Source organism: Dictyobacter formicarum, from assembly GCF_016587435.1.
Window position 1 is genome coordinate 20,268 of sequence record NZ_BNJJ01000036.1, and the last position, 15,504, is coordinate 35,771.

Below are 15,504 nucleotides of genomic sequence, written 5' to 3' on the forward strand. Positions count from 1 at the left end.
GGATTTTGTCATAGGCCTTATTGTATATGAGGGTATGTTGATTTGTATGATTGCGATATACTAGGGGTTAGCAAGAAGGCAGAATTGAGAAGGTTGCCTTTGCCGTGGTCATTCTTCGTGGTGTGGCTGCAGGTAGAAATGGTATTGAGAAAGGTAAGCAAATAAAAAGAGATGGAAAAAGCCTCAGAGAATAGGACCCTTCAACAGCAGTTGGCACGGCTGGTTTCCGAGATTTCAAACCCCTTGTTTGTTGCTCTCCCGACATTTTTGGTGATTGCACTTGTGACAGCGCCCGACGTGGCGCATGCTTTCCTCTGGTGGATCATTCCTATTCTGGGCATTTCGGTGGCACCATTTCTTTTTATCTGGCAGGGCGTACGAAAAGGGAAACTGACGGATCACCATGTCAGTCAACGTGAGCAGCGTTTTGTGCCGTTGTTCTTTGGCCTGACGTGTATGCTGCTCAGTTTTGCTTGCCTCTACGCCTTGCATGCGTCTCCCATTCTGGTTGCTACTGTGGTGGCAGTGATCGTTGCTTGCGGTATTTCGCTCATCGTGACGCGCTATTGGAAGATTAGCTTGCATCTGGTTGGTATGGCTGGTGCTGTGACAGTTTTTGTCCTCCTCTTCGGCCCCCGCTGGCTGGCCCTCTCGCCGCTCGTGTTCCTAGTTGGCTGGGCACGGTGGCAGGTGCGTGCCCATACCGTCCTGCAAGCCATTGCTGGTACTTGTCTGGCTGTATTTGTGACAGTGGCGACGTTTCATCTCTTTGGCATTCAACTCTAGTTGATGTGTCTTACAGATACACTGTGTTTTTTACATATCCCCTACCGTAACTGGGCCATGTCTCTATATATGTGTACTGGCTCGGAGTCTAAAAACAAGCGATGGGAGTATGAATGAAATAAGCCGACGGAAATGACGTACTTTTTGTAGACCCAACTGTCTTCCGGGATACGTACATTGTAGATGACACGTCCCCACTGATTCTCTTGCAATAACCATGTTGTTCTCAGAAAATCGGCGCGTCTTGGCATGCCCGTTTTCTGTTCCCATTCGAATGTTGTGCTGAGTGTGTTTTCACAAATCTCGAGCTTGAGGCAATTGTACCAGAATGGATTGGCTTGCTCCTGTTGCTCGAATTTTTCTCTAGGACGTTGAAAGCTGTCGCGCTCAGTATAAATTGCTGTATGGAGCAGGAGGTCTTGTTCAGGGTATGGAAAGGCAAGAGTAGGTAATTCAAGTGCCTCAGGAGTACGATTTCTTGCTTGAGCACTGATTCCTCCTCGTGAAGCTTTCGTCCAAATTGTACAGATACTCTGCATTACAACTAATGAATGAGATGACATCATCTATTCTTCCTCATTTGGGGTCTCGACATATTTTCCCGCGAGGGGACTGACAGGGGAAATATGTCGGGACCCCAAATGAGGGCGTAGGAAATAGCTCACCCACAGAATTATCAGTAAAATTCCACCTGTTGAATCTCAACATTTACAGGTTTAGAATCTAGAGTATCTTTGAGATCTCATGGAATGAGATCTATTGAAGGTGAATAATTCTGACCAATTGCTTGCCTGTAATAAGTGGTTCAAAACTTCCAGCCGGGTGCCAGACCATTGAAATTCGTTTTCCCCCGCACAAAGAAGCCGTAACCTGAACGTGTCAAAATTTGGCTCTTTTCCATACCCTGTAAAGAGAGGTGTCCACCAATCCCTTCCCGTAAACTCTCTTACCATCTCTATGGCAATCTTTACAAGGTCCTGGAGACTATCGCCTGCTGAGGCAACCTCCATGTCCACACAACCCGAAACCATCCATTTCTCGACTTCATTCTGGTGCAGGTAGAATTGGTGAGCATGACAATCGCCATGCGTGAAGCGAGGAGGCTGATATTCTGCCTCTAGTACCTCCTTGAGCGTTGAGAACAGTATTTGTAGTTGTTTCGTTGTCTGCTGAGAGAGTTTGCTCTGCTCTTGTTGCAGTTGCGCTAGTGCAGTCATTTGTCTCTGTCTCGCTGACCAGATTGGATGCTGCCACTTAGTATCGTCAAGCGGTCCGTCAGGTTTATTGTCAACGATGTAGCCTGGAAAACGAAAGGTAATACGATGCATCTGCTGCAGATATTCTCCCGTGGTACTGAGCAGCTCATCCCATTGCAACTTATCATCTTGATAGTGCTTGAGCATCTCAACCAGCGACCTCCCTGGCAGTTTTCTTGTCAAAAGAAAAGGTAGCCCAAGAGGATTCTTCCGAGTATTCCAAGCAAGTAACACATCAGGAGTTGCCAGCCCATGAGAAGCAAGTACAGACCACGCACTCTGTTCATGACGTACTGAGAACCCTGTTTCAACATCCTCTGGTGGATACCAATCTTTGGTATGCATCTTCAGGAAAAAGATGCCCTGCTGACACTCAATTCGATAGACGTGATTGTATTCTTTAATCAAGGTAACAGTAACTGGCTCATGTAGACCTGCAAGGTGTGTAATCCCTTGAGCTTGTAGCTGTGTCAGTTGTGTGGGTATTTGCATTGTGTCGTCTCCTTAACAGCATAGTTCATGTAACCGTTCAACATGTACAATTCGACGGCCACTCGAATCTGCGCATCATACGGCGAGATGCTGAGGCTGCCAATGAGAGGTAGGCTCAGGATACGTGTAAAAACCGTAATTATTCAGAAGTATGACGTAAAAAAGACATTTCCTGCAATTTTCGCCTTGATCACGATCGTGCCTCGCTCAAGGGAAGAGAAGCTCGCATAATTTACCCTTTCTGCATAGGACTTCTGAATAGTTACGAAAAAGTGAGACTTGTGCAAAAGAGCCTATCCCTCATTACGTGGAATGCCGCCTCTCTCTTATCTTGTAGTATGATGATACAGAGGATGAGCGAGTTCTTGTCGATAGTGATCCAGGATCACCGAATTGACCCAGATTCTCGCATCACCCCAATCGCTCCATACGGGATACTTTGCCCAATTCCAACTAATATAGCAAAAAGCCTTCACGCTTGGTTGCGTACGGATAAACGAAAAATAAGGCACAAACCATTTTTTCCATGTCTCTTCGCCCCCCTCAACGCCTCCAACCCATCGAGGTGTCGATTCTCCGATCATGACAGGAAAGCCACGTTCCTCAGCATCCTTCATAAAGGCAAGCGTATTGTCTCTGCTGAACTCTTCAGTGCTAAACAGATCAATTGACCACCAATCCACATAGTCATCGCCTGGATAGTAGGCTAGATAATCTCGATCAATGCCTTGCTCATGTTCTCGGCTCCCAGGTAAGGGGAAATAGCACCAGACAGCCGCAACGTTGTCAAGGTGGTGTTCTCGAAAAGCGTTCACAACCCGAATCCAGGCAGCTTTGTAGGCTTTGGGTTCATATCCATTCCAAGGCCCATTGAACTCAAAGCCGATGCGGACATAGGCTGGACGCTCAAGGAGGCGCAAACCTTCACAGAAGCCTCGAATTTGCGCATCAAGCTGCCCATCTGCAACCTGCTGTTCGTAATGTGGTTCAGGATCCGGATCAAGTGCATCTCCCGCAAAATGTAAACCTATCTGAGGTACAAGGGCAAAGGGAAGATAGGCATCTAGTTCTTGTTTCAGTCGCTGAAAATACGTTGGCATATCTGCTTTGAGGGTTGTATACGTCATGAACAATTCCGGTTTGTGCTCACCAATACACTCAAAATACTGCTTGAACGCTTCAGGGTCTTGACCAGCACCGTGGATCACCCTCTCACCATGAGGCTCAAGGCGTCGACGCCTTGATGTGTGAGGGATGGGTGAGGGAAATGTTTCAAGCATCTGTTACTCCTTATTGTGTTTCTATACTTGTTTCGACTAGAATTTTTTGTATATTCATGCGATACTCTCTTTGTGCGATTCTGGGAGAGGAACCACCTAAGAGGCGTAAACATCCTCCTGCTAGACAAGATGTATGCTATATCTCTCGAAAAGTGGCTTCCACCAATTTTCTCGAAGGCGAAAGAGAATCGCACACGCTTGCTGAACGATCGCTTCCCCGATTTCCTGTACCGCAATCGCATCCTGCAGCCGAGGCTCAAGATGCTCCTTGAGTCGCAATCGAGCAACGTAAAGGCACTTCTTAATCGTGTTCACGGGTACATTCAGCACAGAACCAATTTCTTGTTGTGTGTAGCCTGAGAGATAAAAGAGCGTCACAATCTGGCGTTGTTTGGATGGCAATGTCGCAATCGCTTGTTGAACCATCTCTTGTACCTCACGTCTCTCTGCAAGACATTGCAGAGAATCAGCGCCAGAATCGTGTGAGGCCATAGTCTCAAGTGGAAGAGACTCAAAGGATGGTTTTCGTAAGAAACGATGGCATTGATAGAAAACAATCTTGCGAAACCATCCAGGAAATGCTGCGGGCTCCTTCAATTGTGGTAAATGAAGATAGGCTTCTATGAAAGCTTCTTGTACAGCATCCTGAGCAAGCGTATATTCCCCGAGAGCATGGTATGCCGTAGCATATGCCATCTGTTGAAACTGGCTTATGAGGTTCTCATAAGCCTCTTTACTTCCTGCCTGAGCGGTTTTAACCAGTGTGTAAACCTCGTCCATATATTCCTCGTGTTCGTAAAAAATCGAGCGTCGTAATAGAAGTGCCAAAAAAGATGCAAAAGGTTCCCGTGAGTAGGTATCCAAATGTGAGTGAGTTGGTTTTACGACAATGCTCCCTGTGGATTGCATATGAGATAGCTGATACTCCGGAGCATTATGAATCCTTGAGCGAAAACCACGCTAGGAGTTTATCCTCGTAATGTAGTAAGAACAGTGTGCTAATATTGCTCATGCAATTTCCATTTGCTGATGTAGATGTTGAGAGAGTAGTGGTTTACGTATCCTAGGTGCTTCGCAATCTTGCGTACAGAAAGCCCTAATGCCAACAATTCCTTGATCCGCGGAAGGTCGGCATCAAATTTACTTTTCCGAATGGTTCCCTTTGGCTTCCCTAGCGTGATCCCCTGGCTCTTCTTCACGCTTAAAGCCTCCTTCGTTCGTAAGCTAATGAAATCGCGCTCTAGTTCCGCCAAGAGAGAAAAAACAGTCACGATAATCTTTGAACTCATATCGTGCTGGCCGTCGTTAAGGTCGATATTCTGTTTCAGTGCAATAAGCCGAATACCACGCTGTACGAGTTCATGCACCAGGGCTATGATTTCGACCGTGTTGCGTCCGAGCCTTGAAAGCTCAGTGACGATCAGAGTGTCTCCTCTCTCCAAGAGGTGGAGCACTTCCTTGATACGCCTTTGTTTGCTCGTCTTCCTGCTCGTCATGGTCATGGAAATAAAATCGCCGATTTTCATATCTTTCAGCCGGGGTGCCTCAAGGATCTCGTGTCTTTGATTGTTCACATCTTGTTTATCATCGAGGGCTTGGATATAGGCAAGTATTTTTCCCATCGTTCCCTCTGTCGCTTTTTAATCTTTTTACGCCCACAAATAGTATACATGGTGTTGTAGTTTTATCATCTGTATCACGTGCCAAAATGGAGAGTATAAACGGTCGTTTTCACCTCTACACATCTTCCTTCTGCTGTTATTGCTTAGTCAATAAGATAAATATCCCATTTCTTATTAACTGTTTGTCATTCATTTACTTCTTGATTTAGTCCCCCTCCGACATAATTACCCCTCTAAATTCCGCTAAGATGGGTAATTATGCCGGGGGCTAGTAGAGTGGAATAATTGTAGGCCAGAAATTTATGTATTATCCTCTTCTTGCAATGAGTAAAATTGCCAGTATTTGTTTTGATCTTGTCTTCGTAAGACGGGAACAGGGTCGAGATAAAACAGCGTTTTGCTGCCATTCTGCAGTGGCTGTTTTAAAAGCCGTTGGTTGTCATCGTAGATGGCTGGACAATAGGGATGCGGTGCAAATAAGGGTTCGGCAGTCTCGCCGATAACTGCCCAGGGAGTGAGATTAAATGATGAGGTTTCCCAGTAGATCTCACCTGTCTCTGGCTGACAGGCCTCAATCAATGCTTTGGTACATGCAAAGAGATGTTTCTGTCGAGCGTGTGCTTTCTCAACCTGCACATCTCGTAGTTGACCACCAGGAATAGTAATGAGCACTCCTATACGCTTCATTTCTTTTTCTGGAGTAAAGCCAAAATCCATCTCCATGCTTTCTCCATCGCCTTCGGTTTGCCAGAAGAGAGCCACGACCGAGCCTCTTTCTGCACGTACCTCGTCTGAAACATCTTGAAAGGAACCAATACATGATTCGATTTCTTCGATATCCTCTGTATATGGCGGATTGTAACGATAATAGGTATAACTACTTTGTCCAGCAGGGTGATCGGGAGAATTGAATGCAAAATGGTAGGACGCTAACACGTCACACATGATTGTCCACCAGTAGATTGGTGCTTGCTCGGTCCGAAACGTAAAGTCAACGTCGAGTGTATCTGCCATGTTTCAAAAACGCTCTTTAGTGGTAGTATTTGAACAAGAACCCGTATCATGAGAAGACAAAATGTATGATCCATTATCAACGAGCATTCCATGCTCCTGCTGGGCAGGAGGAGGAACTGCGATGGTCCATCCAAAGGAAAGGAGAGCTGTTTTTGCTAACATGCGTACCTCCTCCCACCTGGGATCAGAGGAGAGCGCCTCATCTGTCCAAAAAGCACTGTGGAGTGAACCGCTCATTGCGCTCAAGAAGTCATCAAGCTTTTTGAGTTGAACAGTCTGCGTATTCGAGGGCTCCCAGTACGTAGAAAGACATTGTGCCCAGTGGTTGAAGTCCAGTGCCATCTCATCAGTCAGCACCACCCATCCAGCGGGAAAATGGCTCAGTTGAGCTTGAGCAGGTGAGGCAAGCAACTGGAGTGAGTGATGTAGGTGCTCTAAGACTCTGTCGCCTCTTGCTTCGGCTTCAGGATCGCTAGAAGAAGTTCGCTCCATCTCTTTTCTCCTCATAGAATTGTCGGCGAAAGCTGTTTTCAGGAAGAATATCCATTGCCTGTCAGCATTCCAGCGTAGGCAAGCGAGTCGTAAGTCTCGGAAGTGATCAAGATCCGATCAGGCTAAAACTCACCAGAAGACAAGGATATGATCAAGCAAGTTTTCCTCTCTTTTTCATGGCCTGTAAAAAGAGTCGCTTTAATAAACATGGTGCTGGATATGCCCAAGCATTTTTTGATATCCGTCTTCTAAAATGAAGGTGGGAAAGTTGCTCATATCAAATTGTACACGGGTCATATGTAGCCGCTCACCCGAATTGAAATAAAACTGCCCACCACTATTGGCAGCGTAACAGGTAAAATTGGTGGAATGAGAATGACTGACCCCTGCGATATGTGCATTGTTTTCGTGTGCTCGCACGCGCGCCATTTGCGGCCAGAAGTCCATGCCTTCTAGAAAGTCGCCACCATCGCCGATAGGATTCAAAAAGAGTTTCACCCCTTTATCATGCGCTTTTCTGGCGATCTCTGGGAACACAATTTCATAACACAGCAAAAATCCAAATGTTCCCCAGGGGGTATGAAATGCACTCACTTCTGTTCCTAGTGTGAGACGATCCCCCAATTTCTGCAAACCATATGCCGGTTCAACTATTTTGAGGTGCCGATGGACAAGATTTCCCTCGCCATCGATCGCAATGGCGTAGGCAAACCCATCATTCCCCTCCATACCAGAGAAAATCCATCTTCTTGTTTGTTTGGCAATAGCTTTTACCTCATCCAATTTCTCTTCAGCCAGATAACTCTCTGGGAGCAAATACGCATCAACCTCTAATGGATCTGCTATGAATTGGTAGAGTTGTGTCAAATGTGGCCTTTCCCAGCGCGCAGGACAAATGCCGAGCCGGAAACGAGTCATGAGATGTATCCTCTCTTATACGGTAAATACGTTTATAGCATCTTTAAGGGTAGCATGAAGGATCTTTATTGTCTAGATGATATTCAATTTTCTAGCAAGTAGTCATTCCCCAAAGCGGTTAAGAGCTGAAAACCTGCCACGCTAGACATGATTTTAATCAGCTTCTTGTACATTTTTACTTTCAGTGACTTTTACTTGCTGCAAATTTTTTGAATGGTGTAAGGAATGGAAAGATGTAAAATGTTCAAGGAGGAGACGATGGGAGAACATATATCCTCCTCCGATTTTTTGCAGTAAGATCTGTTTGGCGGCATAGTCGAGAAAGCGGCGATACTTCCAGGGGATATGCCCGGCTTTCCAGAGATACAGGCGAAGCATATAGTGTTCGATGCAGGCAATGCCACCATTGAGCATGCTAGCTTGTAGGGCAAAGATAGCGCCACCGATGAAGGCAAATCCAATGCCGATGGTTGGCCAGTGAGGGAGTTGACCAATCCAGCCAAAGGCAGTTCCGCATACGAGCCCGCTTGCTATTCCTCCTACGACTCCGAAAAAGCAGGCAGCGATCAGGGCATTGCGAGCTGAGCGGCGTATGCCTTCGTTTGCATGCGCCAATTGGTGTTCTTCAAGGATGGTACTTGACCAGCCGCTGTGGAGTATTTCCGTGAGAATACTGGCGACACCACTGACCAGTCCGATGATGATGCCATAGATCAGTCCATAGCGCAGGCCATACGGGATTCCATAGAAGAAGCCGCTGGCCCCAGTAATGATTGCGATGGTACTCAGGGTAATAATGATGCTAATGCCTAATCCTTTTTGAATATTGGTGGTGAGGTTACGGCCGATTTCCCGCCAGGACCAGGCGACTGTTTCAGCTGGTTGAATGTGTACCCCTATATCTTGGATGAGCCTCGTTCCACCTCCGATACCGAAGGCGATGCCAAAGAAAATCCCCATAATCAGGGCATAGATAATAACCGAGGCGTTTATGCCTCTTACCAGGAACGCATCGATTGCGCCAAAGCCGATCATTCCGCAGAGCGCAAATATACAGGTATCTATGATGGTAGCGCGAGAGATACGATGCGATCGATGCGCATTTTGTGGATGTGGTTTTCTTTGGTTATCGTAACGTAAACCAGTAATTAAGCCGGTCATTAATCCAATCAAGAGACCACTAAAAAGCCCCATTCCCATGCCGCGATACAGACCGTTGTTCCAGTTGCTATCGAGCCCAAAGAGCACGCAGGACACTATGCCGACAGCGGCTCCGATAAACAGCCCTTTTTGTATCCCTTGCGAGAGGCTATGCAAGAACATGCGCCACGATAGTTTGGGGATGGGCCGGTCGATGAGCAGCGTGACCAGCAACGTCACGGTGGCGATAATAATGCCAAGACTTCCGCCACCTTCTAATCCACCACCTAGTCCTGGAGCCATCCATCCCAGTGCACTATTTCCTGGCCCTGACCCTAGCCAGCCCAGGAGTCCAACACCGACGCCACTGATGGGTCCAATTCGACCGCCACGCAGGAGCGAAAAGAGGGCTGAAATGATGATGATCTCTAGACTGAATATGAGTCGCACAACGACATGCCGATAATGATGCCGTATATGGTCATTGCAAAGCCAGTCAGGCTGTATCCGTTCAATGTAAAATTCTGTCTGGCTATGCTGTGTCAGTTGTCTGGCTAGCCAACTCAGCCATCGCTTTGTCTGCTGTGGTGCGTAGTTTTCACTAGCTGTGTTTTGCTGAAGTAAGAGCCGCTCCACGTATTTTTCAAAGATGGCATGGCGACCTGTTTCCGGTGAACTCATAGCAAGGACCTCGTCGAGGGGCATGTCTCGATAGCTCAGCGCAAGGATCGTGAGCATGAGTGGGTTTGAGGCCATTTCGCGCAAATGCTTATCGTGTTTGAGGGCGTAGCCCATAGCCTCGAGTTCGGGTCCTGCCTGTGAAACGTAGCTATCAATTTGTTGCTCTGTAAGTGGCTGAACGACGACCGCAGTATTCAGGATAATGCGAGCTGGTTGTGCCAGATAATCTGTTTTGCGGCTGCAGACAACCATTGGTAGGAGTCCATGCTCCTGCCGGTATGTGTTGATTGCTTCAATGCAGTCTGTGCGAAAACTCTCGCCTACCTCGTCAAGCCCATCGAGCAGAGGCACGATGTGGTCATGCTGGATCCATTCCGTTGCGAGCTTATGGGGAACCTGATATTTGGTGACCAATTCTTCTATTAACCAATCTGCAAACGATGGACGTTTTTCAGCCCAGGCAGAAAGGTGAAACACAACTGGGATTGGTAGCGTGACGTCAAGCTCGGCATGTTCAATCAATTCGCGCAACAGACCCAGTAGTAGCGTTGTTTTGCCTGCGCCCGGCTCCCCCAAAATGAGAAGCTCGCCATTGGCATTATGGTAGACCTGCATAATGTGAAGGTGATCGTTTGGGGTGCTTCTCGCGGTGTAGTTTTCTCTCATGGCGCTTTTCCATGGATGCCCAACCGCGTCTGGCTCTTCTTGTAGATTTAGCGTAAGTAGATGTCCGCCAGAGATATGTTCCAGCACGCCATGAATCCATCGAGAACGCACACGTCGTAGCATGCGCAGACGATTTACATCAGCATAGTAGTTATGAGAGATCGTCGCTCCCGGGGTGAGGTTTCTGGTAGTGAAGACGTCCTGTTGATGTGCACTCTCCATGCGCGTCATTGTGAGAGGCGTGTCAGGTTCAGAATGGTTGGTATGGTCGCTCTCTTCTCTTGCTGCTACCAACTGTTCGCTCTGATTGGCGTGTAATCCAAGTTCCTCTAATGGCTTCTCCAAGATTGTGCTCAGGCGATTGCGAAATTCGAGCGATGGGAAGCGTATTCCGCGCTCCCAACTGCGTACAGTTTGTTCGTCCACTCCAAGTTCTCTCGCCAGATTACGCTGGGTATATCCTCGTTCCTGGCGAGCCCGCCGTATCAGCTCGTTTGTTCGTAAGGGTTCATCCATTGAGAAAAGCAAATATATCTAGCCAACATACGTAGAGGGTATGCTGAATTGGTTCGTAGGTGTTTGAAATATGGCAAGATGATGTAAATTGATTCAGATTAAATCATCCTGCACTAAAAGATCATAACACAACCATAGCTTTCGCTCAATAACACCCCTTGATTGGTTGCCAAAACAGGGCTGTAACGGTGCTGTAACGGTCATTGTAACGGTACTGTATAGGTAACGTATAGGTTCTGTATCTGTTCTACGCAGCTCAAATTTGGCATAGTGAAGGCAAGTGTTCTGGACAAATTATCCCTTTGCACTTTTTCAAAATAGTAATTATTGGTACTGTTTGTACCGACGATCCTATGTGATCTAGAAAGTTAGAGCTGTCTTGTATGTTCGATAATCAGAATGCTATCTTTACGATGAATGGCCGTAGTATTTATCATCTGGATGATGTACGAGTTCTGATCTTTGGATCGAAGCAAGTGCGCTTTTCTCCCATTGAATACCAGGTAATGCTTCAGCTGTTATGCGAACGCCCTGTCTCTGATCGTGAGATCGTGAAAAATATTTTCAACGGAGAACTGGATATGTGGACGAAAGAAGCGCTAGAAAAGCACATCGAAAACGCGCGACGGAAGCTGAAAAAGGCCTGTGTTGATTTTCGCATTCTGCGCCTATCTAGCTTTGGATATATGTTGATGCCGAAATCACCTCATCTGTAGAGAAGCAGGTGTAGAATAAGAATATCGATTTGAATACAACCATCTGGAAATATTATGCATTGTTGCGAATGAGAACTAAAGCTGTCAGAGCCATCACATTTTAAGGTGGCTCTTATAGCTTTGAGCTTGTAGACAACGCACTATAAAGTAGCATTTGAAAGGGCACACGTATGCTTGAAGCGCTCGATTCAATTGATTGGTTTCACGTTGCAAGCTGTTATGGTAGTTCGGAAGAGATCCCGGCAGCAATACGAGGGCTCGTCTCAGAAAATGGCAGGGTGAGGCGCAGTGCATTGAGAACGCTAAGGATGTCACTAGAACACCAGGGTTCTGTCTATGAAGCAACGGCTCTTGCTGTTCCTTTTCTCCTGGCCATTCTCGCTGACCCTCAGACTCCAGATAAGCGTGAGTTCATTCATTTTCTCGCGCACATTGGCTGTAACGGTCTCTACCTGAACCATAGATATCAATGCCTATCAACTCAGCACTACTCGAGAATGGCAAAAGATGCTGATCCTATCTCTTGGCGGGAGGAAAATGCTCTCTATGAACAATTGCACGAGGATACCCATCGGTCCTTCAGAGAGGGACTCTCTATTTTTTTGCTCTTGCTCTCTGACCCAGATCCGGTAGTACGCCAGGAGGTTGCATTTTTACTTGCTGCTTTTCCCGAAGCTCGCGCCATGCTCTTGCCGCCGCTTATTACACAGCTTCGATGCGAAGAAAACGAGTATGTACAATGCTCCCTTCTTCTCAGTTTGGGGTATCTCTTGCCACCTACGCCAGATGCTGTTCAACTTCTTTCTCTGTATATGGAACAAGGGGAGACCAGATTGCTTCAATTTATCGCTGCCAATGCTTTGTGTACCTTACTGAAAGACCAAACACCAGAAAATGCTGTTCATGTCATGTTCGAGGTGTTTGCGCATCCAGATGCTTTACAGCCGTCGTATGAGCAGCTCTCTCCAATTTGGGGAAGTGGGTGGATTCATGCGCGTGCGCTCTACTATTTGTCCCTTCTCACTTCTTCTCCACACCGGATGCTGATTCTAGAACGCTTGATAGAACTGTTCCCTACTGTTGATAGCCCTGTCGATTATGATTGCGCTGACCTGCTTGTTCGCATAGCTTTCTATGAGAAGCAGTTTCGCTTCCAGCCACACTCTACCTTCAATGACCTTGATCCATTACAACAAACCGTGTTGCGAACGCTCGCTGCAAAAGAAATGCCTGGCGGTGGGACCGAATTGAATGATTATTTTGGAGCTGAAACGTTAGCATGTATGGACTTCCCCGCTAATCGTCGAGGTTTGAAAGCGTTTCTGGAAACAGCAACGTGCCAATAGGTCTGTGACGCTTCATCATTCTTGAGCTTTTTGTTTATGATCGACTCTTCTTTGGTTCCGTACCCAGAAGTATAATGCTACGATGAGGCAAATCAAGCTGGCAATTACTGAAGCTGATTGTATTACGTCCGGTATCATACTCGCAGAGAGCATATGACTATTTTCCAACCCTAATATTGCGGCATCAGGAATTAGTGTAAAACCAATCAGGCCAAACCACAACCGTGGTTGCGTATAGACTGAGACGTGTGGTTTGCGACGGTGCCGTGCGATAACCACCATCAAAGAAGCCAGACCCCAGCAGAACCAGCCAATGCACTGCAAGAAGTAGTTCAGCCAGTTCGGGAAAGGGTCACCCATATGCAAAGCCTCAATAACACCCGAAAGGGTTGCAGGCCAAAGCCAAAAGATCGCCATGATAATATAGAGCCAGCGTGTCACTCGTGTGTTATCGCCAGCATACCAGTACTCTTTCATGAGGATCCTTCCTGTTTCTATTTCTAGCTTCTCCCTTTGTTTACGGTCAATTTGATCATATAGTTTCACTAGTGATTCTTAAATGCAAAGAGAGCATAGCTAGACTGCATGGTTTCTTTTGTGATAGACTCTTCAAGAGAAAAGTAGAGATTATAAGAGTCGCAAGCGATTCATGTATCGGTTTCGGCAAAAAGGGAAACAAAGCGTAACTAAAGTGGCTTTTGAATAATTGGAAACCTATTGAATGTGTTTCCTATATGATTGCGAGGAGAGATGGCTGATATAGCAGAGCGAAACAATAGCAATTCTTCTTTTCCTATATACGTTCCCCTCTTGTCAGGCCGAGACGCATCCGTGAAAAATGAGCTAGATTTTGTTGCCGTTATCGTTCCACGTGAAGATCGCTGCGGTGGCTGTGGGCGTCATCTTCTAACGCTTTTTGACTTCAACTTGCGCCACTCAGCCTTTTCATTTCTTGCTATGCAAGGACAACAACTTCGCATTGCCATGTGTCCGACATGCACGTTATTAGGTGATCCTGTATATAGCAATGTGAATGGTGATGGATTGTCTCAATGGAGTCAAGATAATGGAGAGGAACCTGTCGATCCTTTGAATGATCTCGATGACTGGGAAGATCTGCCGCACATCTCCTGCCAGCAGCTACAGCTTGGTTCTCCATACAGCACCCTTCCCGAAGGCCCTCTTTCCTGTCGGCAAAAAGGCCTCTCATACGTAGGAAACGTCCCGACGTGGATACACAGCTCTGACTACCCCTATTGTCCTGGATGTCAACAAAGAATGCTCTTTGTCGGACAACTTAATCTTGCTGACTTACGGCCTGATGTAGAAGGCATCATTTATGCATTTCTCTGTTCTTGCTGTGGAAAAGCAGCGAACGCATGCCAGGTATCATAAGAAACACCTCCCAATCCTCTTTTTGCCAAATACTAATGGGGCGGGTCTCTTGCTTACGTTTTTGTCCCTTCCTGCGGTAAGACTGCGCCGATTCTAGGATTTACGTATCGATTTGAGGCGAAGCAAGGATCGGTGCCATGACTTCTGCGACGCAGTAATAATGAACCATTAGCGGACCAACCATCTTTCTGTCCGTCTCAAATGCATCCCGCAGACCTTCTGCTAGATCTTTGACATGGTCGTCTAACGTTGGATGTTTGCGTTTATTGCGACGCTCAAAACTGCACCAACGTCGAATTCCGATATTGATCATGCGCGCTCGGTCAGCAGGGTGAGCCATAGGACATCCTTCAGCCCACAAACGGGTGAGTGCTGCATCTAATGCTTCTTGCATAATGTGATCATTTACCGCCTTCCTAATTGAAACAGAGAAGAGCTGAGCAAACGGAGGAGGATTGAACGTTTCTTTGGCCGCGTTTCCTTTTTCGGTTTTACATTTTGCAAGCTATCTTCTAACCAGGTTTCGTACCAGGTGAGAAAGTTACTTTCTGCTGGATAAATGCCATTATCACTGGCTCGGTCATCAAACCAGATATTTCCACGTTCTGGTCCGGTTACAACTAACAACAAATAGACTCCACATCCAAAGTGGCAAATTCTCATGGCCCCCTGAATCCAATAGTTTCCAAAGTAGGTGTGATTTTCATCGACAGCTTCTGTATCAATTACATCAGAATCAGGCTGCCAGGCTTTTTGATGAGGAAAGGGAAGAGCTAAAAAATTGTCCTGGACATTCTCTAGCTCCCAGTTATACATGTGTATGGGGAAGAGGCCATAATAGGGTCCGGCTCCTCCATTTCCTATGGAGAGTAAGAAGTTCCGATAGTCCTCTGGCAGAATAATGGCATGTTGCTGTTCAAAAGCAGATACTTCGTCAGGAGTTAAAGGTGGATGCAGCTCATACGTATGTTCGCTAGCTCCGAACGTCTGAAACTGTGTATCCTGTCGTTTTAAGGATTTTAGCTTTTCTTTTATGAGATTCAATCGATCTAAAGAAGGTGCCATTTTTTCGCTTTAGCTTTGCTACTATGCGTTTGATGAATGAGATTTCATTTCTAGATGAGCTTACCGCCGTTTTTTAAGCAAGGCAAGAGGGCAAGGGAAGAATTTTACTCATCTTTGAA

General features: G+C 46.5%; 16 protein-coding genes. 4 read left to right on the top strand and 12 right to left on the bottom strand.

The window, feature by feature from the left end:
• Positions 1–171 precede the first annotated feature (171 nt).
• Positions 172–786, top strand: a complete 615-nt coding sequence (locus JMI88_RS36235; RefSeq protein ID WP_201366914.1) for a hypothetical protein — start codon at positions 172–174, stop codon at positions 784–786.
• A 41-nt stretch (positions 787–827) separates the two neighbouring features.
• Here JMI88_RS36235 and JMI88_RS36240 read toward each other — a convergent pair whose 3' ends face one another.
• The 9 genes from JMI88_RS36240 to JMI88_RS36280 all read right to left on the bottom strand — a co-directional run bounded on the left by JMI88_RS36240 (position 828) and on the right by JMI88_RS36280 (position 10,863).
• Positions 828–1,352, bottom strand: coding sequence for a hypothetical protein (locus JMI88_RS36240; protein ID WP_201366915.1), 525 nt, complete (start codon positions 1,350–1,352; stop codon positions 828–830).
• Positions 1,353–1,502: 150 nt separating this feature from the next.
• A complete protein-coding gene (locus JMI88_RS36245) occupies positions 1,503–2,534 on the bottom strand; it encodes a phosphotransferase family protein (RefSeq protein ID WP_201366916.1) in 1,032 nt (343 codons plus the stop codon).
• A gap of 326 nt (positions 2,535–2,860) precedes the next feature.
• Complete coding sequence (locus JMI88_RS36250) at positions 2,861–3,814, bottom strand: glycoside hydrolase family 26 protein (RefSeq protein ID WP_201366917.1); 954 nt, start codon at positions 3,812–3,814, stop codon at positions 2,861–2,863.
• A 120-nt stretch (positions 3,815–3,934) separates the two neighbouring features.
• Positions 3,935–4,594 carry an RNA polymerase sigma factor gene (locus JMI88_RS36255; RefSeq protein ID WP_201366918.1) on the bottom strand — a complete coding sequence of 220 codons (660 nt, stop codon included), beginning with the start codon at positions 4,592–4,594 and terminating at the stop codon, positions 3,935–3,937.
• A 218-nt stretch (positions 4,595–4,812) separates the two neighbouring features.
• Positions 4,813–5,436: a recombinase family protein gene (locus tag JMI88_RS36260; protein ID WP_201366919.1), complete on the bottom strand. Its 624-nt coding sequence runs from the start codon at positions 5,434–5,436 to the stop codon at positions 4,813–4,815.
• 300 nt (positions 5,437–5,736) lie between these two features.
• Positions 5,737–6,450 (bottom strand): hypothetical protein, encoded by a 714-nt coding sequence (locus tag JMI88_RS36265; RefSeq protein ID WP_201366920.1) that lies wholly within the window; start codon positions 6,448–6,450, stop codon positions 5,737–5,739.
• Positions 6,451–6,453: 3 nt separating this feature from the next.
• On the bottom strand, positions 6,454–6,942 hold the full coding sequence (locus tag JMI88_RS36270) for a hypothetical protein (protein WP_201366921.1): 489 nt from the start codon (positions 6,940–6,942) through the stop codon (positions 6,454–6,456).
• A gap of 198 nt (positions 6,943–7,140) precedes the next feature.
• On the bottom strand, positions 7,141–7,860 hold the full coding sequence (locus JMI88_RS36275; protein WP_201366922.1) for a carbon-nitrogen hydrolase family protein: 720 nt from the start codon (positions 7,858–7,860) through the stop codon (positions 7,141–7,143).
• Positions 7,861–8,013: 153 nt separating this feature from the next.
• Complete coding sequence (locus tag JMI88_RS36280) at positions 8,014–10,863, bottom strand: helix-turn-helix domain-containing protein (protein WP_201366923.1); 2,850 nt, start codon at positions 10,861–10,863, stop codon at positions 8,014–8,016.
• Positions 10,864–11,246: 383 nt separating this feature from the next.
• Here JMI88_RS36280 and JMI88_RS36285 point away from each other — a divergent pair, with 383 nt between their 5' ends.
• Positions 11,247–11,579 carry a helix-turn-helix domain-containing protein gene (locus tag JMI88_RS36285; RefSeq protein ID WP_201366924.1) on the top strand — a complete coding sequence of 111 codons (333 nt, stop codon included), beginning with the start codon at positions 11,247–11,249 and terminating at the stop codon, positions 11,577–11,579.
• A gap of 308 nt (positions 11,580–11,887) precedes the next feature.
• The gene (locus JMI88_RS36290) at positions 11,888–12,925 is read left to right on the top strand and encodes a HEAT repeat domain-containing protein (protein ID WP_201366925.1); all 1,038 of its coding nucleotides are present in this window, start codon (positions 11,888–11,890) and stop codon (positions 12,923–12,925) included.
• 15 nt (positions 12,926–12,940) lie between these two features.
• Here the strand turns inward: JMI88_RS36290 and JMI88_RS36295 are convergent, their stop codons facing one another.
• Positions 12,941–13,402, bottom strand: a complete 462-nt coding sequence (locus JMI88_RS36295) for a hypothetical protein (RefSeq protein WP_201366926.1) — start codon at positions 13,400–13,402, stop codon at positions 12,941–12,943.
• 273 nt (positions 13,403–13,675) lie between these two features.
• On the opposite strand from JMI88_RS36295, the gene JMI88_RS36300 reads away from it, so the two are divergent.
• Positions 13,676–14,320, top strand: coding sequence for a hypothetical protein (locus JMI88_RS36300; protein WP_201366927.1), 645 nt, complete (start codon positions 13,676–13,678; stop codon positions 14,318–14,320).
• Positions 14,321–14,420: 100 nt separating this feature from the next.
• Here JMI88_RS36300 and JMI88_RS36305 read toward each other — a convergent pair whose 3' ends face one another.
• Both JMI88_RS36305 and JMI88_RS36310 read right to left on the bottom strand, forming a co-directional pair.
• Positions 14,421–14,714: a hypothetical protein gene (locus tag JMI88_RS36305; protein ID WP_201366928.1), complete on the bottom strand. Its 294-nt coding sequence runs from the start codon at positions 14,712–14,714 to the stop codon at positions 14,421–14,423.
• A gap of 11 nt (positions 14,715–14,725) precedes the next feature.
• On the bottom strand, positions 14,726–15,385 hold the full coding sequence (locus tag JMI88_RS36310) for an SMI1/KNR4 family protein (RefSeq protein ID WP_201366929.1): 660 nt from the start codon (positions 15,383–15,385) through the stop codon (positions 14,726–14,728).
• Positions 15,386–15,504: the final 119 nt, after the last annotated feature.